General features: G+C 54.9%; 17 protein-coding genes. 15 read left to right on the plus strand and 2 right to left on the minus strand.

Going from position 1 to position 19269, the window contains the following annotated elements; all coding sequences use genetic code 11:
* Positions 1-400 precede the first annotated feature (400 nt).
* Both dnaN and gyrB read left to right on the plus strand, forming a co-directional pair.
* Complete coding sequence (gene dnaN / locus DOLE_RS00470; RefSeq protein ID WP_012173523.1) at positions 401-1534, plus strand: DNA polymerase III subunit beta; 1134 nt, start codon at positions 401-403, stop codon at positions 1532-1534.
* Positions 1535-1538: 4 nt separating this feature from the next.
* Positions 1539-3983: a DNA topoisomerase (ATP-hydrolyzing) subunit B gene (gyrB, locus tag DOLE_RS00475; protein WP_012173524.1), complete on the plus strand. Its 2445-nt coding sequence runs from the start codon at positions 1539-1541 to the stop codon at positions 3981-3983.
* Here gyrB and asnS read toward each other — a convergent pair.
* The gene (asnS, locus tag DOLE_RS00480; protein WP_012173525.1) at positions 3980-5317 is read right to left on the minus strand and encodes an asparagine--tRNA ligase; all 1338 of its coding nucleotides are present in this window, start codon (positions 5315-5317) and stop codon (positions 3980-3982) included. The genes gyrB and asnS overlap by 4 nt on opposite strands.
* A gap of 43 nt (positions 5318-5360) precedes the next feature.
* Here asnS and DOLE_RS00485 point away from each other — a divergent pair, with 43 nt between their 5' ends.
* The 12 genes from DOLE_RS00485 to DOLE_RS00535 all read left to right on the plus strand — a co-directional run bounded on the left by DOLE_RS00485 (position 5361) and on the right by DOLE_RS00535 (position 17527).
* A complete protein-coding gene (locus DOLE_RS00485; RefSeq protein ID WP_012173526.1) occupies positions 5361-7814 on the plus strand; it encodes a TIGR03960 family B12-binding radical SAM protein in 2454 nt (817 codons plus the stop codon).
* Between the two features lie 115 nt (positions 7815-7929).
* Entirely contained in the window at positions 7930-9471 is a 1542-nt protein-coding gene (locus tag DOLE_RS00490; protein ID WP_041280266.1) for an Rne/Rng family ribonuclease, read from the plus strand.
* A 206-nt stretch (positions 9472-9677) separates the two neighbouring features.
* Positions 9678-9812 carry a 50S ribosomal protein L34 gene (gene rpmH, locus DOLE_RS17770; RefSeq protein WP_012173528.1) on the plus strand — a complete coding sequence of 45 codons (135 nt, stop codon included), beginning with the start codon at positions 9678-9680 and terminating at the stop codon, positions 9810-9812.
* A gap of 137 nt (positions 9813-9949) precedes the next feature.
* Positions 9950-10315 carry a ribonuclease P protein component gene (rnpA, locus tag DOLE_RS00495; RefSeq protein WP_012173529.1) on the plus strand — a complete coding sequence of 122 codons (366 nt, stop codon included), beginning with the start codon at positions 9950-9952 and terminating at the stop codon, positions 10313-10315.
* Entirely contained in the window at positions 10315-10509 is a 195-nt protein-coding gene (gene yidD, locus DOLE_RS00500) for a membrane protein insertion efficiency factor YidD (protein WP_012173530.1), read from the plus strand. Before rnpA ends, yidD begins: the two co-directional genes overlap by 1 nt.
* 178 nt (positions 10510-10687) lie before the next feature.
* Entirely contained in the window at positions 10688-12367 is a 1680-nt protein-coding gene (yidC, locus tag DOLE_RS00505; protein ID WP_012173531.1) for a membrane protein insertase YidC, read from the plus strand.
* A gap of 14 nt (positions 12368-12381) precedes the next feature.
* Positions 12382-13407: an RNA-binding cell elongation regulator Jag/EloR gene (gene jag, locus DOLE_RS00510; RefSeq protein WP_012173532.1), complete on the plus strand. Its 1026-nt coding sequence runs from the start codon at positions 12382-12384 to the stop codon at positions 13405-13407.
* A 20-nt stretch (positions 13408-13427) separates the two neighbouring features.
* Complete coding sequence (mnmE, locus tag DOLE_RS00515; protein ID WP_012173533.1) at positions 13428-14816, plus strand: tRNA uridine-5-carboxymethylaminomethyl(34) synthesis GTPase MnmE; 1389 nt, start codon at positions 13428-13430, stop codon at positions 14814-14816.
* A 132-nt stretch (positions 14817-14948) separates the two neighbouring features.
* A complete protein-coding gene (locus tag DOLE_RS00520; protein WP_012173534.1) occupies positions 14949-15632 on the plus strand; it encodes a YkgJ family cysteine cluster protein in 684 nt (227 codons plus the stop codon).
* Positions 15629-15997: a hypothetical protein gene (locus tag DOLE_RS00525; RefSeq protein ID WP_012173535.1), complete on the plus strand. Its 369-nt coding sequence runs from the start codon at positions 15629-15631 to the stop codon at positions 15995-15997. The genes DOLE_RS00520 and DOLE_RS00525 overlap by 4 nt, the downstream gene beginning before the upstream one ends.
* A complete protein-coding gene (locus DOLE_RS16880; protein ID WP_012173536.1) occupies positions 15984-16856 on the plus strand; it encodes a 50S ribosomal protein L11 methyltransferase in 873 nt (290 codons plus the stop codon). The genes DOLE_RS00525 and DOLE_RS16880 overlap by 14 nt, the downstream gene beginning before the upstream one ends.
* Positions 16853-17527: a zinc ribbon domain-containing protein gene (locus DOLE_RS00535; RefSeq protein WP_012173537.1), complete on the plus strand. Its 675-nt coding sequence runs from the start codon at positions 16853-16855 to the stop codon at positions 17525-17527. The genes DOLE_RS16880 and DOLE_RS00535 overlap by 4 nt, the downstream gene beginning before the upstream one ends.
* A gap of 110 nt (positions 17528-17637) precedes the next feature.
* On the opposite strand, the gene DOLE_RS00540 is transcribed toward DOLE_RS00535, so the two are convergent.
* The gene (locus DOLE_RS00540) at positions 17638-18363 is read right to left on the minus strand and encodes a TorF family putative porin (protein ID WP_012173538.1); all 726 of its coding nucleotides are present in this window, start codon (positions 18361-18363) and stop codon (positions 17638-17640) included.
* Between the two features lie 407 nt (positions 18364-18770).
* Here DOLE_RS00540 and DOLE_RS00545 point away from each other — a divergent pair, with 407 nt between their 5' ends.
* On the plus strand, positions 18771-19265 hold the full coding sequence (locus tag DOLE_RS00545; protein WP_012173539.1) for a DUF3124 domain-containing protein: 495 nt from the start codon (positions 18771-18773) through the stop codon (positions 19263-19265).
* Positions 19266-19269: the final 4 nt, after the last annotated feature.

A 19269-nucleotide genomic window follows, 5' to 3' on the forward strand; every position in this document is an offset into this window, starting at 1 on the left:
TCCTTTTAGCCTTTTAGCCTGTCAAAAATCCGGACACTTCTTTATCGCTTCTGTGTTGATAACCTTGACTTTTTAAACACAGAAAAAAATATTTCTAAAAATAGCCTTTTTGTTTATATTTTTTTCGTTTTTTCCGTCACTTTTTTTAATAAATTAAACAAATAAAACCATATGTTTATTTTAGTTTTCATCTTTTATCCCATCCCTATTATTATTTTTTAATTATATTTTTATTTAAAACTCTATTTCTTTACTTCATCCGGTTTGTAATCGCTTAAAAAATCATGCTTCGGGCCTTATTATTTGATTGAATTTTTTTTAAATTGGAATTACACTCGGGCATATCTTTCATCAACAGGCGGCATTACATAACTCTTTAATTTTATTTAAAGGTTAAATCATGAAACTTTCCGTTGAAAAAAAAGACATCATTGAAATGCTGGCCAATGTCCAGGGGATAGCGGGGAAAAGGTCCAGCCTTGCCATCACTGAAAACATTTTAATTAAAACCGGAAAAGAGGGGATATCCGTATCCGCAACGGATATAGAGACCGGTTTTGAAGGTATCTATCCGGCCACGATCGAAAACGAGGGCACCATTGCCATTAACGCGCGGCAGTTTTATGAGATTGTAAAAAAAATAGACAGTAATATTATATATTTAAGAGAAGAAAAAAAGCAGTGGATTCAGATCAGCGACACAGAGGACGGATCCCGTCTTAAATATCAGATCATGGGTGGAGAGACTGAAAGTTTTCCTCAACTTCCGGTCATCGCCGATGTTTCCTATATAGATGTAAATTCTGCTGATTTTAAAAATATGATTTTGTGGGCAACAGTGATCACCTCCAGTGGAACTGAAAAAAGGGCCCATGTGATCGGCGCCAATCTGGAATATATTAAAGACGGAAAAATAAAAAAAATAAGAATGGTTTCAACTGACGGAAAAAGGCTGACAAAAACAGAGTATTCCTACAAAAAAGGAGAACCCGACACGCCGGAGACCAGCACGATTCTTCCCAAAAAAGCCTTAAATGAACTGTTTAAATTTTTAAAAGATGAGGGAACTATTCAGATAGGCACCCGGGATAATTATTTTATAGTTAAAAATAATAATGAAATCATATATATAAATCTTTTAAGCGGTGAATACCCGAACCTTGAAACGCTTTTTTCTGACGAAAAGGGCAGAACCGAAATAAAAATAAACCGAAAAAAATTAAAAGACATGCTGGAACGGATGTCCATATTAACGACTGATAATTATAAGGGCGTTATTTTTACATTTGAAAAAAATATTCTCACCATCAATGCCCAGAATCCGGATCGGGGAGAATCTTATGAATGGATGGATATTCAGTATGATAAAAAACAGATTAAATCCATGTTCAACCCGGATTATTTTATTGATGCGGTCAATCTGATCGAAGATGACGAGGTCTGTCTGAAATTAAAAGAAGATCAGGCCCCCTGTATTGTCTGTGGCGGCAAACATCCGGAAAATATTAACATCATTATGCCGATGAAAATTTAAAAAAATGAAAAAAGAAGAAATTAAAGAAGCTTATAATGAAAGCAGCATCAATGTACTTGAAGGTCTGGAACCTGTGCGGAAAAGGCCTTCCATGTATATCGGTAATGTGGATAAAGAAGGCCTTCACCACCTGGTTTATGAAGTGGTGGACAATAGTATTGACGAAGCCATGGCTGGGTACTGTGACTTTATTCATGTCATCATTCACAAGGACAACACCGTCAGTGTGGTGGACAACGGCCGGGGTATTCCGGTTGGTATGCATGAAAAAGAGCATGTACCGGCGGTAGAGGTGGTGCTGACCAAGCTGCATGCCGGCGGCAAGTTTGACAACAATAACTACAAAGTTTCCGGCGGTCTTCATGGTGTGGGAATTTCCGTTGTAAACGCCCTTTCATCCTTTCTGGAAGTAAATGTTTACAGAGACGGAAAGATATATAAACAGACCTTTTCAGAAGGACAGAAAACCAGCGAACTGGAGATTATAGGCGATACCACCCAGCGGGGAACGAAAATTATTTTCAAACCCGACACAACCATAATGAACACCGACAATTTCAGTTTTGATATTCTGACCCGCCGGTTGAGAGAACTGGCGTTTTTAAATAACGGGGTTCGAATTAAAATAGAGGACCACCGCTCCGACGAGTCCGCTGAATTCTTTTATGAGGGCGGGCTTGCCACCTTTGTGGACTATCTGAACAGGGCACACGCGGTTCTTCACAAGCCGATCTATATTTCAGGCGAAAAAAACGATGTCCAGATAGAGGCCGCGATTCAGTATAACGACAGTTATTCTGAGACCATGTACTCGTTTGCGAACAACATCAATACCGTGGAAGGTGGATTTCACCTGATCGGATTTAAAGGGGCCCTGACCCGGTCCATCAATCAGTATGCCGCCAGCCAGGGCGGTGGCTCTTCCAAAAAGAACGGAGATAAAATAACCGGTGATGATGTGAGGGAAGGGCTGACCGCGGTTATCAGCGTGCGTATAAAAAACCCCCAGTTTGAAGGACAGACCAAAACCAAGCTGGGCAACAGCGAGGTAAAAGGATATGTCGACTCGCTGGTTTATGAAAAACTCAATATCTTTTTAGAAGAAAATCCGTCTGTCGGGAAAATCATTATAAAAAAGGCCACAGAAGCGGCCAGGGCCAGAAATGCGGCCAAAAAAGCAAGAGACATCGCCCGAAGCCAGGGCTCCTTGCTGGATTCCAGTCTTCCGGGGAAACTGGCGGAATGCCAGTCCTCCATCCCGGCTGAACGTGAACTTTTCCTGGTGGAGGGAGATTCCGCCGGCGGTTCAGCCAAGCAGGGAAGAGACCGGCGGTTTCAGGCGATTCTGCCCCTTAAAGGTAAAATTTTAAACATAGAAAAAGCCCGGTTTGATAAGATTTTAAAAAGCGAGGAGATAAAAAACATCATCACGGTTCTGGGTACCGGCGTCGGCAGTGAGGAATATAATATTGAGAAGATAAAATATCACAAGGTTATTATCATGACCGATGCCGATGTGGACGGCGCCCATATTCGGACACTGCTCTTAACCTTCTTTTTTAGGCAGATGCAGGACCTGATCAAACAGGGACATCTTTATATCGCCCAGCCCCCCCTGTTCAAAGTGGGAAGGGGAAAAAAAGAGGTCTATATTGACAGCGAGCTTCTGCTCAAAGACTATTTTATTCAAAATGCCTGTGAAAAAAAGTATGTGAAAACAGGCGAAAAAAAATTACAAGACCATGAGCTGTATCTCTTTTTATGTAACCTTTCTGAATTTATAAGTGAAATGGCCGGACTCAAGAGAAGGGGATATAATTCAAAACTGATTGAGACGCTGATTCGCCAGAACATTCGGGAAAAAAGCCTTCTTCAGGACAGGGACCGGGTGGCGGCCCTTCAGCAGACCCTGTCGGAAAACGGGTTTGTCGTGGATGATGTGCTGTATAACGAGGAAAAAGAGATGTATGAATTTCTGGTCACCATTCCCCTGCACGAGGATGAAGAGGAGGCGGTCACCGGTTCGGCCAAAAAAGATATCAAGCCGGTGAGAATCGGGCGCAACCTGATCTACTCCAACCGGTACCAGAACATCGTGATGTTGTCGGAAAAGATCGCCCCCTACAACGTGCCACCGTTTACGGTATACAACAGCGACACCGACCAGGAGGAGGCCCGGTTTGACACGGTCAAACAGCTTTACCAATATATGGAGGCCCTTGGGAAAAAAGGCGTGGTGTTCCAGCGATATAAAGGCTTGGGTGAGATGAATGCCGACCAGTTGTGGCAGACAACAATGGAACCGGAAACCCGAAAGCTCTTAAAAGTCACCATTGACGACGCGGCGGAAGCTGACGCGGTGTTTACCCTGCTGATGGGTGATGTGGTGGAGCCCCGCAAGAAGTTCATCCAGGAAAACGCCCTGGAGGTGGAGACGCTCGATATTTAAAATTCAATAGTGCCGGGCGTCCGGGGAAAAGGAATCACATCCCGAATATTTGAGACCCCGGACACCAGCATTAAAAACCGTTCAAACCCCATGCCGAACCCGCTGTGCGCAACCGAGCCATAGCGCCTTGAGTCCAGGTACCATCCGTAATGGTCTTTTGAAAGGCCGCTGTTGTCCATCTGCTGTTCAAGCACATCCAGCCGTTCTTCCCGCTGACTGCCGCCGATCAGTTCGCCGATGCGGGGCACCAGCAGATCCATGGCGGCCACGGTCCGGCCGTCGTCGTTGACCCGCATGTAGAAGGGCTTGATGGCCCGGGGATAGTCATAGACAAACACCGGTTTCTTAAAAACGGTCTCCGTCAGATACCGCTCGTGTTCTGTCTGAAGATCGTTGCCGTACTCAGGCGTAAAGGAAAAAGCGGTCCCGGAGCGGACCAGAAGGTCAATAGCTGTTTTATAGGAGATTCGTTCAAATTCAGAGGCCAGAATGTTGTCCAGGGTGGCCGGCAGCTCCGGGTCCACGAACCGGGAAAAAAGGTCCATGTCCGGCCCGCAGTTTTCAACCATGTGGGTCACCGTCTGTTTAACAAAGGCCTGGGCGAAATCCATGTTCTGTTCAAGGTTACAGAAGGCTATTTCCGGCTCCACCATCCAGAACTCGGCCGCATGGCGGGCCGTGTTGGAATGCTCGGCCCGGAACACCGGGCCAAAGGTGTAGACGCGGCCCAGGCAAAGGGCAAACATTTCAGCGGCCAGCTGGCCGGACACGGTAAGAAAAACGTCCCTGTCAAAAAGCGGAGAACGGGAGGTGACGGAAAACAGCTCCCCGGCGCCTTCACAGTCCGAACCGGTCAGAATCGGCGTGTGAACATGAAAAAACCCCTGGTCTCTTAAATAGGAGTGAATGGCAAAACCCGCTTCTGACCGAAGCCGGAACAGGGCGCTGTACTTGTTGGTCCGGGGCCTTAAATGGGCGATGGTTCGCAGAAACTCATCCGAGTGCCGTTTTTTCTGCAACGGGTAGGTTTCATCGGTCCGGCTGACAATATCGACCCGCCGGGCCGCCAGCTCCCACTGCTGGCCTTTTGCCGGAGAGGCCACCAGATCACCGGAAACCGCCACCGCGCTGCCGGAGAGCAGTTTCTGAACCTGTTCAAAATTGTCCAGCTGCGCGGGGGCCACCACCTGAAGGCTTTGCAGGCAGGAGCCGTCGTTGATTTCGAGAAAGGAAAGGGCTTTTGAATTGCGGCAGGTTTTCACCCATCCGCATACCCGCACACCGGACAAGGGGGTTTTGGCCTTCAAAAGGTGTAGTATTTTTGTGTGGTCCATGTTTATATAGGCATTTTTAAGAAAGGGTTTTAGGGTTTATATCATGCAAACCGGTTTGAACGGCAGTCTGCTGGCGTCCGTCAGAAAACCCAGCACCTACCTGGGTAACGAGATAAACACCATCCGAAAAGATCCCGCCTCGGTCGATCTGTTGATGGCGCTCTGCTTTCCCGATCTTTATGAGATCGGCACCTCCCATTTCGGGCTTCAGATTCTATACCACATTCTAAACCGGGACAAGCAGATAGCGGCCGAACGGGTTTTTTCTCCAGGACCGGACATGGAGGCCCTTCTGCGGACAACAGGCCGGTCCGCCTTTTCCCTAGAGAGCCGGCGCCCACTGGAAACCTTTAATATTATAGGGTTTTCGCTTCTTTACGAGCTCAACTACACCAATATTCTGACTCTCCTCGATCTTTCCGGTATTCCTTTTTACGCGGCCGACCGAAAAGCGGCCCACCCCCTGGTGATTGCCGGCGGCCCCTGCACCGTGAACCCGGAGCCGGTGGCCGATTTTTTTGACGCCATGGTGATCGGCGACGGGGAGCGGGTGACAGAAGAGATGTGCCGGGCCTGGCTGGAGATCAAAAAAAGCAGCGGCACCGTAGACCGGGCTGAAATTCTGGACCGGTGGTCTTCCATTGAAGGGGTCTATGTGCCCTCCCTGTTTACAGCCACGTATGACGCCGACGGTTTTCAGCACCTGGCCCCGGCAAAAAAAGATTACATCCGGGTGACCCGGGCCGTGGTGCCCCACCTGACCGCGGCGGATTTTCCCAACACCCCGGTGGTGCCTTATGGCAAACCCGTTCATGACCGGCTTCGCCTGGAAATCGCCCGGGGATGCACCCGGGGGTGCCGGTTCTGCCAGGCCGGCATGATCTATCGGCCGGTGCGGGAGCGGCCGGTGGAAGACCTGCTGGCCCTGGCCGGCCAGGCCCTGGAGGCCACGGGCTATGAAGACCTCTCTCTTCTTTCCCTCAGCACCGGCGACTACAGCCGGCTGCACCACCTGTTGGAACGGATGCTCTCTGTTCACGGCAAAGACAACGTCGCGGTTTCCGTGCCCTCCTTTCGCGCCGGTTCCCTGGGCCAGGAGGAGATGGGCCTGATCCGGTCGGTGCGCAAAACCGGGTTTACCATTGCGCCGGAGGCCGGCACTCAGCGGCTGCGGGACGTGATCAACAAGAACATCACCGAAGAGGAGATCGTTCACACCGTATCCGACGCCTTTGGCCTGGGGTGGAACCTGATCAAGACCTACTTCATGGTGGGCCTGCCCACTGAGACCGACGCGGACATCGACGGCATCGTCTCTCTGGTTTCCCGGCTGGCCCGCATCAAAGCGCCGGGGGGCCGGGGAAAAAAGCTGCATGTGAGCGTGGCCGCCTTTATTCCCAAGTCCCACACCCCGTTTCAATGGGAGCCCCAGGTTTCCGTGGCCCGGGCCAAAGAGCTTATTTTTTCTCTTAAAAGACGCCTGGAATCCGGAAAGGTCGGGTTTAAATGGCAGCACCCGGAAACAAGCCTTTTGGAAGGGCTTTTTGCCAGGGGAGACCGGCGGCTGTCGGCCCTGATTGAAGCGGCCTGGCGCCGGGGGTGCCGGTTTGACGGGTGGAGCGACAGCTTTGATTTTGCCGCCTGGCAGGCGGCCGCCGAGGACTGTGATCTGGACATGGAGGCGAGCGTCACCAGGAAAAGGGAGATCACGGAACCGCTTCCCTGGGACCATGTTTTTACAGGGGTTTCCAGGGTCTTTCTGGAAAAAGAGCGCGACAGCGCCTATGGGGCACGGCTCACGCCGGACTGCCGGGACCAGGAATGCAGCGGCTGCGGGGTCTGTGACTTTGAAACCGTTGCGCCCCGGCTGTCTCCGGCGCCGGCGCCGGTCCAGGAGGGCCTGGCCCCGGGCCGGCAGAACCTGCCACCGGTCTGCCTGGAGGTTTCCTATTCAAAAACAGGAGAGGCCCGGTTTTTCGGACACCTGGAGTTTATCGCCATTCTTTCCCGGGCCATTCGCCGGGCGCGGGTTCCGGTTGTGTTCTCCCAGGGATTTCACCCAAAGCCAAAGCTCTCTTTTTCCGATCCACTGCCCGTGGGCATGGAAAGCGAATGCGAGCGGTTCTGGATGACCGTTTATGGCCCGGCCGATCCGGAGGCGATCCGCCAGGCCCTTAACCGGTGTCTGCCTGACGGGTTTTTTCTTCACGAATGCCGCATGGTGGCCACCAGAAAAGACAAATCTTCCGGCCGCACCGGTCCCGCGGTTTACAACATCACCATCAACCAGGACCTGTTTGATGCCAGACACGAAGTGCCTGCCCCATCGGAAACAGACCCGTTTGCCATCACCGTTTTAGACCCCCGGAACCTGGTGCTGGAGATTCGACAGCGCCAGAAGGGGTTGTCGTCTCCCGGCCAGATCGTTGCCTCGGTCTTTGGCGTGGACGAGGCCCTGATTGTTCAGGGCCGGGTTGTGAAGCGGGCCGGTTTATAATAAGATAACGACAGTGCCGCGGCCTTAAAAAGCGGTGCCGGTCCTTCGCCCAGGGACCGCACGTGAGGGCCGGCCTTCAAAAAAGCAGGGGCAGACAGGAAAAGTGCTTCTTCACATGTCAAAAGAACTGATCATCAATGCCACGGAAAACGAGACCCGGGTAGCCCTTCTGGAAGACGGGATCCTGGCCGAGTTTTTTATGGAGCGGGGAAACCACCTGAACATCTCCGGCAATATCTACAAGGCCCGCGTCAACCGGGTGCTGCCGGGAATGCAGGCCGCCTTTGTGGACATCGGCCTGGACCAGGCGGCCTTTATCTATGTCACCGACGTGTTTTCCGAACCCTCACGGGAGGTGGAAAACATTTTCAATGAAACAGCCGAAGAACCGGAGCCCGTTGCCGTAGCCAGGGAGGACGAGTTTGATTTGTCGGTGCCGGTGCCGCCGGCGGACGTGAAGATTGAAGACCTGCTTTCCGAAGGCCAGGAGATTCTGGTCCAGGTCTCCAAGTCTCCCATCGGCAGCAAGGGGGCCCGCATCACCACGCGCATTTCCCTGCCGGGCCGGTTTCTGGTGCTGATGCCGACCGTCGATCATGTGGGCGTGTCCAAGCGCATCGTGGAGGACGGCGAGCGGCAGCGGCTCAAGGAGCTGGTGGTGTCCCTGCGAACCGAGCCCTTCGGGTTTATCGTGCGGACCGCGGCCGAGGGGGTGGAAAAAGAGAAGCTGGAAAAGGAGATGATACTGCTGGTCAACCTGTGGCAGAAAGTGCAGAAACGGTTTGCCTCGGCTTCAGCACCGGCCCTGTTGCACCGGGATATGACGGTCTCGCTTCGGGCCGTGCGGGACTACCTGACCCACGAGGCGGACCGGGTGGTGGTGGACGCGGACTATGTCTACGACGAGATCATGACCTTTCTGGATGAAATCATGCCCCGAATGAAGGCGTCGGTGGAGCGGTACACAGGCAGCGAGCCGATTTTTGACGCCTACAACATTGAAGGGGACGTTTTCCGGTCCTTGAAGAAAAAGGTGTGGCTCAAGTCCGGGGGGTATATCATCATCGAGCCCACCGAGGCCCTGGTGGTCATAGACGTAAACACCGGCGGCTACGTGGGGAAACACAACTTCGAAGAGACGGTATTCAAGACCAACCTGGAGGCGGCCCGGGAGATTGCCTACCAGATCCGGCTGAGAAACCTGGGCGGCATTATTATCATCGATTTTATCGACATGGCCAGGGAGGCCAACCGGGAAAAGGTGTTTGTCTCGCTCAAGGAGTTTCTTGAAAAGGATAAAAGCAAAACCACCCTGCTGCCTTTTTCCGAGCTGGGGCTGATCCAGATGACGCGGAAGCGGACCCGCAACTCCGTGGCCCGCATGCTCTGCGAGCCCTGTTTTTACTGCAACGGCGACGGATATCTCCTCTCCCGGCAGACCATCTGCTTTAATATTTACCGCGAGATCATGCGGGAATCCCAGGACCTGTCCGGCGAAAAAATTACGGTAAAGGTGCATCCGGACATTGCCGAGATGCTTCACGGCGAAGAGAGCCGGGTGGTAACCGGCCTGGAGGCCGACCTGGGCCGGCAGATTATTATTTATCCGGTGCCCAAGTTTCATATCGAGCAGTTTGAAATCGAGGAGATACTGTAACCATCGCCGAAGGACAAATTTTCTGCTTGACAAACAGGCGGTTCTATGTTTTTTTCTACAGGTTTATGTCCCGGCACGGTGCCGGGCGGCATTGCTTGAACGCGAAACAGAATCAGGGACGGCTCTTAAAAAAAGCGATCAAGAACCATATCCGGGCGTAAAGGGTTTACGCCGACCATTCAGGCCGTTCCCATAAGAGGTGTATGATGAAGCGGACATATCAGCCAAGTAACGTAAAACGTGCGCGAAAACATGGTTTTAGAGCGCGGATGGCCACAAAGCAGGGCCGAAGTATCCTTAAGCGAAGGAGGGCCAAGGGAAGAAAGCGGTTGACGGTTTAGGCAAACCATGGAAGGTTGTTTTTCGGTTTAACAAAGGCAAGGCGGTGTGCGCAAGGAGCCGGGAAAACCGACGTTGGGTCGCGGGCGCGGTAAGCAGAAGCCGGGTGGTGTCGAGACAAAACACCCCAGGGGATGGTGTGACAGCTTTTTCATTTAAAAAAGAAGACCGCCTGTTAAAGCGGTACGAATTTATCGAAATTTTCACATCCGGCAAAACCGTTCATTCCTCCTGCTTTCTGGCAGGCATAAAAAAGAACCGCAAGGAAAGAATCCGGCTGGGCATCACGGTTTCAAAAAAGGTCGGCAAAGCGGCCCGGCGAAACAGGATCAAGCGACACGTCAGGGAGTTTTTCAGGCTGCATCGAGACAATTTGTCGAATTGTTGGGATATTAACGTTATTGCAAAGAAAAAGGCGGTAAACGCTTCTCCGGCGGAGCTGGAGCGCTCCCTGGCGGAGCTTTTTCACAAGTCTTCAAGGGAGTTCCCATCAGACAGGCAATAATGATACTGATAAGGGCGTATCAACTGGTGGTCTCACCCCTGCTGGGGCCGAGGTGCCGGTTTTATCCCTCCTGTTCCCAATACGCCCATGAGGCCGTATTCCGGCACGGTGTCGTAAAGGGCCTGTTTCTTTCGATAAAACGTATTGCCCGATGCCACCCTTTTTGCCCCGGCGGCTATGATCCGGTTCCGTAAACGCCGTCGGTCCCGCATTTTCAAAACCGCAACGCCTTTCGGTCGTTTCTTCCCTGCTGTATTGACAACAACAACACGGAACGCGGAAGACAGCCGCCTGCCGTGATCATGCGGGCTGCGTGTCTGCCTGGTGCGGCGAGCTGTTTTTCCCCGAGGTTTTCCGGTCAGGAAGAGAGTTATGGAACACATTCGACTGGTGCTGGCAGTGGTCTTATCGGTCCTGGTGCTGCTGGTATGGCAGGTCTTTTTTATTGGTTCTCCTGAGGCGCCGGTCAGGCCGGACGGCGCACCGGTTGCGCCGGCACAGGAGGCGGCGGCCCCACCTAACCCGGCCGCCGGAGATGTGGCCTTGCCCCGGGAAAACGCCCCGCCGGAACAGGTTACCCCTGCCGATTCGGCCCTGGTTCCGACAGAGGCCCCTGCCGCGCCGGTGGTGGTGGAGACCGGCCTTTATACGGTTACCCTCAACGGCAATGGCGCCCATATATCCGATTTTGTATTAAAAAACTATCGGGAGACCAACGACCCGGCGTCTCCGGCCAAACGGCTGCTGTCTGACAACAACCCCCAGGGCTCGCTGCGCGTGAACCTGGAGGGAGACACCCTGGCCGGGATGGCGAACGGGCCTTATTCCGCGGATGTGGCGGATGGGCCGGTGGTGGTGTCCGACCAGCCACGATCCGTTGTTTTTACGCGGCAATTTCCCGGCGGCCGCGTGGTGGAAAAGCGCTATACGTTTACACCGGACAGCTACATGATCGACCTGGCCGTAACCCTGAAAAACGGGTCTGAAACCCCGCTTTCCGGCAACCTGGCCGTGACCCTGGCCCGCTATTTTACAGACGACGGCAGCCGGTTTGTGTTTGAAGGACCCAGCGCCCTTGTGGGTCATGATCTGGAGGAGATCAAGCTGGGCGACATTCAGAAGAAGGCCAGCCTGACGGGCTCCCTTGCCTGGATATCCATTCAGAACCGGTACTTCATGTCGGCCCTGATTCCCGAGACCCCCACCGAGGCCGCCATGCGGCTCTCCCGGACCCCGGAGCAGGTGGTCACCGCCACCTACCTGGCGCCGGCGCGTACGGTCGGTGCCAACAGCACCGAAACCTATCGCTTTTCGGTTTTCATGGGCCCAAAAAGCGTTCAGATCCTGGGCAGGGCCGGACACGCTCTTGACCGGGCCGTCAACTTCGGCTTTTTTGATTTTATCGCCCGTCCCTGTCTCTGGCTGATGAACTTTCTTTACCGCTATATTCCCAACTACGGCATTGCCATTATCATTATTACCCTTCTGTTCAAGCTGGTTTTCTGGCCCCTTGGCAACAAGAGCTACAAGTCCATGGCGGAGATGAAGCGGCTGGCCCCGCTGATGGCCGAGATCCGGGAAAAATACAAGGACGACCGGAAAAAAATGAACGAGGAGGTGATGAACCTCTACCGGACCTACAAGATCAACCCCCTGGGCGGGTGCCTGCCGATTCTTGTGCAGATTCCGGTGTTTTTCGCTTTTTACCGAATGCTTTACCAGGCCATCGAACTTCGCCACGCGCCCTTTTTCGGGTGGATAAACGACCTGTCCGCGCCGGACCGGCTTTTTAACTTTGATGTCTCCCTGCCGCTGATTGCGCCGCCGGTGGGGATTCCGGTGCTCACCATTGTCATGGGCGCCACCATGATCATTCAGCAGAAGCTTCAACCGCCCATGGGAGACCCGACCCAGGCGAAAATCATGATGCTGATGCCGATCTTCTTTACGTTCATATTTATCAACTTTCCTTCGGGGCTTGTTCTCTACTGGCTTGTAAACAACACCATTTCCATTTTCCAGCAGTACTACATTACACGGAAGAACGCATAGGTGTGGAGGATGGTATGACCGACACAAAAGAGTTTGAAGGCAAAAATATTGACGCGGCCCTGGAAAAGGCCAGCAGCGCCCTTAACATGACCAAAGACCAGTTGCGCTACGAGGTGGTCTGTACCGGGTCCAGCGGCATTTTCGGGCTGGTGGGGGTTAAAAACGCCCGCATTCGAATTCTCAATTCGAAAAAAGGGTCGGGGGGCGCCGGAGCAGGGGGCAGGCGGGACGTGCTGGACGAGGACCGGCAGGAGATTCTCTCCATGCTGGACGAGGCTTTTGCCGAACCGGCCCCTGAACCCGAAAGCCGGCCCAGGCCCGAGGCTAAAGCAGCGCCCAGGGGAGAGCCCAGGGCTGAGTCGAAAAAAGCGCCCAGGGCCAAACCCAAATCCCGGCCCCGGACGGAAAAAGGGGCTCCTGCCCCGGCTGAACGGTCAAGGGCGGCCGGCCGGCCGCCGGCAAACGGGGCCAAGCCCCCTGCACCGGAGGAGCGCCCAGAGACACCGCCGGCCGCTTCAGAGGAACTGCCGGAATCGCCGCCGGCACCGCCTGTTGAGGTGAAAGAGGCGGACGTGGTTCTGGCCCGGGACGTTTTGAGTAAAATACTGGACAACATCACCGACGAAGCCACGGTGAAAGTGGCGTTCGAGCCGGGCCGGGTCGGTTTTTCCATGGAGGGCGGCAACTCATCGGTGCTCATCGGCAAGCGCGGCAAAACCCTGAAGGCCATGCAGCATATTGTTGAAAAGGTGGTTAAAAAATCGATGGGTGAGGCGGTGGAGGTGCAGGTGGACGTGGAAGGGTATCTGGAAAAACGGGCATCCTCCCTGACAACCCTTGCCTCCCGTCTGGCTGAAAAGGCCCGGCAGACCGGCAAGCCCACCACCATCAGCCGAATGGACGCCTACGAGCGGAAGATCATTCATGACGCCCTGCGGACCGACAGAAGCGTGAAAACCCGCAGCGTGGGAAACGGGGACATTCGAAACGTGGTGATCCATCCCGGACGGCGGACCAGCCGTAAAAAAACGGCGCCATAACCCAAAACCACGCAGTCAACATGGAACGATCCACCATAGCGGCCATTGCAACCCCCGCAGCGCCGGGCGGCATTGGCATTGTCCGGCTTTCCGGCCCCCGGGCCGTTGCCATCGCCCTTTCTGTCTTTTCCTCCCGGCCGGATGCGGCCGCAGCCTCCCTTTCCGAAGCCGGCGCCGAGTCCCACCGGATGTATCATGGATATGTGTTTGACGACGACGCTCTGGTGGACGAGGTTCTGCTGGTGGTAATGCGGGCCCCCCGGTCCTACACCGGAGAGGACGTGGCTGAAATTCACACCCATGGCGGCCCGGCCGTGGTCAGCGCCGTGTGCGACCTGGTGCTGCGGGCCGGTGCCGAGCCGGCGGCGCCGGGGGAGTTTACCCAACGGGCCTTTTTGAACGGCCGCATCGATCTGACCCAGGCCGAGGCCGTGGCCGACATGATCGAGGCGGCCTCTATTGAGCAGGTAAAGGCCGCGGCGGCCCAGGTGTCCGGTGAAATTCGGCAAGCGGTGTCCGGGCTGAAACAGTCGCTGGCCGGCCTGATGGCCGAAATGGAGGCCGCCATCGAATTTGATGACCAGGTGGAGGGCTCCTTTTCCCCTGAAAAGGCCGCCTGTCGAATCGAAACCGAAGTGCTGCCCTGCCTGCAGGACCTGCTGGACCGGCGCCGAGCGACTGAAGCCGGCAGGGGCGCCACCGTGGTCATCGCCGGCCCGCCCAACGCGGGAAAATCGACGCTGCTCAACCGGCTGCTGGGAACCGACCGCGCCCTTGTTTCAGAGATCCCCGGCACCACCCGGGACCTGGTGGACGGGCGGGTGTGGGTGTCCGGCACGCCCTTTGTGTTTACCGACACGGCGGGCCTGCGACCTGACTCCGGAGATGCGGTGGAGGCCATGGGCATGGCCCGGGCCCGCACCGCCATGGACCAGGCGGACCTGATTCTGTTTGTTGTGGACGCGGCTGCCGGTATGGGGCCGGAAAGTGGCGCGCTTTTTTGCGAGGCATCGGCAAAACCGTTCGTGGTGGTGGCCAATAAAAGCGACCTGCCCGAAGCCAGGGGCTTTATGCCGCCGTCTGCCTGGCCGGCAGCGCCGGTGGTGCATGTGTCGGCCCTTCACGGGCTTGGAATTAAAGAGCTTAAAAACCTCCTGGTCCGCATGGTTGGCGAACAGGCGGTGCCGGCGAGCGGCCGGGCCGCACCCAACCCCAGGCACCGCGCCGCCCTGGTCGCCTGCCGGGAAGCCTTGGTCGCCGCCGGCGCCGCTCTGAAAAACGGAGTGCCGGCCGACGTGGCGGTTCTGGATATTCGGGCCGCCGTTGACCGCCTGAACGAGATCTCCGGGGAAGGGGCCGGCCCGACGGTGCTGGATGCAATTTTCGAGCGGTTCTGCATCGGCAAATAGGCGAAGACTCTGCCGGCTCGAATGTTTCACGTGAAACATTCGAGCCGGGCAGGGTTGTGTAATATCGGAAAATGCTTATGTTGAAAAAACAGCCCGACCGTTGTTTGAATGTTCTGGAATAAGGAGAAAGAGATGGAGTTTGATTTTACCCCGTATTTTACCCGGTATGAAATGCTGGTGAGCATGGTGGACGGCATCTTTGACCGGGTCAAGGACGAGTACCCCGCCTGCGTTACCTGCAGTCAGGGCTGTTCGGACTGTTGTCACGCCCTTTTTGATCTGACCCTGATCGAGGCCCTCTACATCAACCACAAGTTCAACGCGGCCTTCGGGCGCAACGAACAGATGCTGGAAAAGGCAAACCGGGCCGACCGTCAGATTTACAAGTTAAAAAAGCAGGCCTACCTGGACCACGAACAAGGCAAGAACGAAGTGGCCATTCTGGCGGAAATGGGCATGGAGCGGGTCCGGTGCCCCCTGCTTAACAACGAAGAGATGTGCGACCTGTATGCGTTTCGACCCATTACCTGCCGGATTTACGGTATTCCCACCTCGATTTCTGGAATGAGCCACACCTGTGGCAAAAGCGGATTTGAGGCCGGCGGAAAATACCCCACCCTTAATATGGATAAGATTTATTCTCAGCTTTACGCCCTTTCCCGGGAGCTGATGGTCGACATTCAGACCCGGTACACCAAAATGGACGAAATGCTGGTGCCGGTTTCAATGGCCCTTCTCTCCGACTACGATGACGCGTTTTTCGGGTTTAACCAGGAAGCGGAGAACACAGAGGACGGGAAAGAGGAGAAAGAATGAAGATCGAAGCGTTTTCTCCGGAGGAAAAGGCAGCGCGAAAGCAGGCGATTTTTGACGCCATGTCCCCGCGGGCCCAGCGATGGGTCCAGAAAAAAGGGTATGACAAGTGGGACCCCTTTCAGGAGCCCAAGGATCCCATCGACATGCGAAAGGACAAGACCCGGCGGACCAGCCAGGTGCTGATCCGGGAGTTTTTGCAGACGCTGGCGATGGAGACCTACAGCACCCAGTATGCCCGGGGCGCTTTTGAGTTGTGCCTGGGCATTATCAACGAGGAGGAGCGGGCCCTCGGCATGTTCGCCTTTGCTTCCTGGTACCGGGACCTGCTGGAAAAAGAGGGAATCGATCTTTTTGAAAACCAGTGACCCCGACCCGATTGCCGCGGATGTGGTCCGCATGGTGACCGACGCCGAGGCCCGGCTTGTCTGCCGGCAGGTGATACGGGCGGTTTCTGAACAGCACGGGGTGGGCATCCGGCGGGTAAAGGCCGCCATTACCGGCCTGGTGGATGCCGGTACGCTTCGGTTTTCGGAAGAGTGCGGCAACTGTTTTCTTGAAAAAAATTACGGGGGCACGGTGCGGCTCTCCCCCCACGTGATGGTGGCCCCGCCCCGGGTGCCGGTGCCCCTGGAAATCGGTTGTCAAATGGTCCGGCTGATGCCGGGGGCCGCCTTTGGTGATTGTCGCCATCCCACCACACGACTTTCCGTGTGCGGCCTGGATTTTCTTTTTACCGCGCACACCGGGCTTGACCGGTCCGCCGCCGCCCTGGACATCGGCACCGGGTCCGGCGTGCTGGCCCTTGTGGCGGCCCGGCTGGGGGTCTTTCGAGTGCTGGCCATTGATATCGATCCGTGCGCAAGAAAAGAGGCGGCGGACAATGTGGCCCTCAACGATTTGTCCGACCGCATCGTGGTGTCCGACAGGGGCCTTGAGCAGGTGAGCGGACCGTTTTTTCTGGTGACGGCAAACCTTCGGCTGCCGACCCTGAAGCGATACGCGCCCCTGATTGACAATCTGCTGATGCCGGGTGGCGGCCTGGTGGTTTCCGGCATTCGAACCCAGGAGACCGCGCCCCTGATGGCGGCGTTTGACACCACGGCAACCTGTATCTGGCAATCATCCGACGGCGGGTGGAGCGCCATGGTGTTTATCAAACATCCGTCCAAAGCGAACAAACACCAAAGGACCGTTTTGGACTCACAAAAAAGAGGTGACACATGACCATCGAAACAAAAGAGCAGTATCTGGAAAGACTGCTGGCAGAAAAAAAGCCCCGGTGCCCGGCGTGCGGGCAGGAGATGGAGATATGGGAACCCCCGATTCTGAACTTCAGTGACGGCCTTGGGTGGGGAACACCTTATCTGTTTGTCTGTTTTAACAACAATTGTCCCACCTATACCCAGGGGTGGGCCTACATGCAGGAGACCTTTGGCCACAAGGCCTCTTACCGGAACATGTGCTATCCGTTCACGGAGCAGTTTGAAACCATGCCGGTTTTCAGCGACCAGGGCGGCCTGGCCCAGGTGGTGACCGAAGAGACCGTGGCCGAGCAGGACCGGATTCGGGAGGCCACCAAGCGGGGGTTTTCCCTGCTGGCCGAGTTTTACACCACCAAAAGCTGGTACGAAGTGCTGACCCTGCTGCTGGATGCCACCGAGCCCGCCAAGGTGCGGCTCAAGGCCGCTGAGATGGTGGGGGATATCGGCGATCTGGAGGCTATTGAACCCCTGCGGAGCTACAATTTCGGCAACGCGATTTTAAATGAGGCCGCCCAAAAGGCCGTGGCTAAAATTCACGAGCGCCACTTTACCCTGGAATGCCCTTACTGCGCGGAAATTATCAAGAAACGGGCCAAGGTCTGCAAGCACTGTGGAAAGGAACTTTCCACATAAGACCCGGCAAATAGAAAAAAGAGCCCCGGTATTCCGGCATGTCTCACGCCGGAATACCGGGTTTTTTATGCGAAAAAGGCGGGAGGGGGCTTTTTCGCAAGGGCGTCTGGTTAGAAATTCACGCAGAACCCGGCGCCGCCATAAACGTCGACATCCTGGTCGGGCAGGGTGGTGTTGTCAAAGGTGTCCGTGTAGGCAATAAATGCGGACAGGTCGACGGAGTCGGTTACCGGAAACCCCGCGGACAGGGAGAGGTTGTAGTCGTAAAAGTCGTGGTTTCCATCCGCGGCATAGCGGTTTCCTGCGTACCCGGCCGACGCGCCAAATCCAAGGCCGATGCCCCGGGGAAGCTCCAGGTCGTAGGCAATGCCCGCCGACAGGTAGTATTCATCCAGTTCGTCATAGTCATAATAAAAATCGACACCCGCGGACAGTCCTGCCACCAGGGACGCCCAGGTGCTGATAAACAGCTCACTGGTCCCCTGGCCCCCGCCATTGGGAAACAGGTATTCGATGTGGCCCACGGTAATATCCACGGGATCCAGGGAAAATCCGTAGGAAAGCGTCAGGTCGATTTCGGAAAACTCGTTATCTTCCGCCAGGGTTCCCCCATAATCACCCACGTCGTAGTTGCCCCATACGTTCAGGTTAATACCGTTTTCCGCGGTGACGTCCAGATAGGGCTGGACCACCGCCTCGTCATTGAAGGTAATGCCCCGCCATACATAGGCGGACACAACATCCGCGCCGGCTGACACGGCCGCGGCCGTCGCGCTGCTGACACCGACCCCCAATAACAGACCCAACACACCAAGAACAAAACCAAATCGTTTCATGTTGCTTCTCCTTTCTTTGCTGTTGCATGCGTTTGGCGTGGTCCGCTAAACTGAAAATCCACGCCGACAGGCAGAACAGAAAAGCACAACGCGTGCCAGAGACAATAAAATCGTGAAAACCCTTTACCCGCAAAGCTTTGGACGAATCTGAAAAAACGAGAGGGAAAAAGAAAGGTTTCATGTTTGTAGTTTGTTGTTAGTCGCAAGACAAAACCGTAACATAAATTTTATGTTACGATATGCACCGGGGGCAAAAAACCAGCACATGCGATCAGCGCGGGGGTTCTACGGGCGCAAAAAACATTGCATTGCCGCGGCCGGTGGTGTAAAAGTGTAATAATGTCAGTAGTCGGGCGGAGGGGGTTTCTGCCACAGGGCGTTTGAGCATCCGGAAAAAAGGAGAAGGGGTGAAAACACCACGCTGTATGGTCCGTATCGGGATGGCCGTTCTGGTCTGCCTGATGGTTTTTCTGTCCACAGCCGGGGCAGAGTCTGTGTTGCCGCTCTCCACGGGCCAGACCCTTTACGTGCCGGCCTATTCCCATATATACAGCGGTAACAACGAGCAGCCCTTTCTTTTGACCGTGACCCTGAGCATTCGCAACATCGACCCCGGCCGCGCCATTCTTGTCACCAAAGCGGACTACTATGCAACACAGGGAAAGCAGCTGAAAAGCTATGTCTCGGCGCCGGTTAAGTTAAAGCCGTTGGAATCCATACGCTACGTGGTGCCGGAACGGGACAAAAGCGGCGGGTCGGGCGCCAACTTTATTGTTGAGTGGACATCCGATGGCCCGGTCAATCCACCCATTGTCGAGTCCATCATGATCGGCACCCAGATTCAGCAGGGCATCTCCTTTACTTCCAGGGGCCAGCCCATTACCCCCTTTTCCTCTCAATAGGAGC

This window comes from Desulfosudis oleivorans Hxd3, assembly GCF_000018405.1.
GTDB classification, from domain to species: Bacteria; Desulfobacterota; Desulfobacteria; order Desulfobacterales; family Desulfosudaceae; genus Desulfosudis; species Desulfosudis oleivorans.

What these genes read in the sequence shown, in the direction of transcription:
- dnaN (WP_012173523.1), top strand. Translation starts at nt 401, where the DNA reads ATGAAACTTTCCGTTGAAAAAAAAGACATCATTGAAATGCTGGCCAAT.
- gyrB (WP_012173524.1), top strand. Translation starts at nt 1,539, where the DNA reads ATGAAAAAAGAAGAAATTAAAGAAGCTTATAATGAAAGCAGCATCAAT.
- asnS (WP_012173525.1), bottom strand. Translation starts at nt 5,317, where the DNA reads ATGGACCACACAAAAATACTACACCTTTTGAAGGCCAAAACCCCCTTG.
- DOLE_RS00485 (WP_012173526.1), top strand. Translation starts at nt 5,361, where the DNA reads ATGCAAACCGGTTTGAACGGCAGTCTGCTGGCGTCCGTCAGAAAACCC.
- DOLE_RS00490 (WP_041280266.1), top strand. Translation starts at nt 7,930, where the DNA reads ATGTCAAAAGAACTGATCATCAATGCCACGGAAAACGAGACCCGGGTA.
- rpmH (WP_012173528.1), top strand. Translation starts at nt 9,678, where the DNA reads ATGAAGCGGACATATCAGCCAAGTAACGTAAAACGTGCGCGAAAACAT.
- yidD (WP_012173530.1), top strand. Translation starts at nt 10,315, where the DNA reads ATGATACTGATAAGGGCGTATCAACTGGTGGTCTCACCCCTGCTGGGG.
- yidC (WP_012173531.1), top strand. Translation starts at nt 10,688, where the DNA reads ATGGAACACATTCGACTGGTGCTGGCAGTGGTCTTATCGGTCCTGGTG.
- jag (WP_012173532.1), top strand. Translation starts at nt 12,382, where the DNA reads ATGACCGACACAAAAGAGTTTGAAGGCAAAAATATTGACGCGGCCCTG.
- mnmE (WP_012173533.1), top strand. Translation starts at nt 13,428, where the DNA reads ATGGAACGATCCACCATAGCGGCCATTGCAACCCCCGCAGCGCCGGGC.
- DOLE_RS00520 (WP_012173534.1), top strand. Translation starts at nt 14,949, where the DNA reads ATGGAGTTTGATTTTACCCCGTATTTTACCCGGTATGAAATGCTGGTG.
- DOLE_RS00525 (WP_012173535.1), top strand. Translation starts at nt 15,629, where the DNA reads ATGAAGATCGAAGCGTTTTCTCCGGAGGAAAAGGCAGCGCGAAAGCAG.
- DOLE_RS00535 (WP_012173537.1), top strand. Translation starts at nt 16,853, where the DNA reads ATGACCATCGAAACAAAAGAGCAGTATCTGGAAAGACTGCTGGCAGAA.
- DOLE_RS00540 (WP_012173538.1), bottom strand. Translation starts at nt 18,363, where the DNA reads ATGAAACGATTTGGTTTTGTTCTTGGTGTGTTGGGTCTGTTATTGGGG.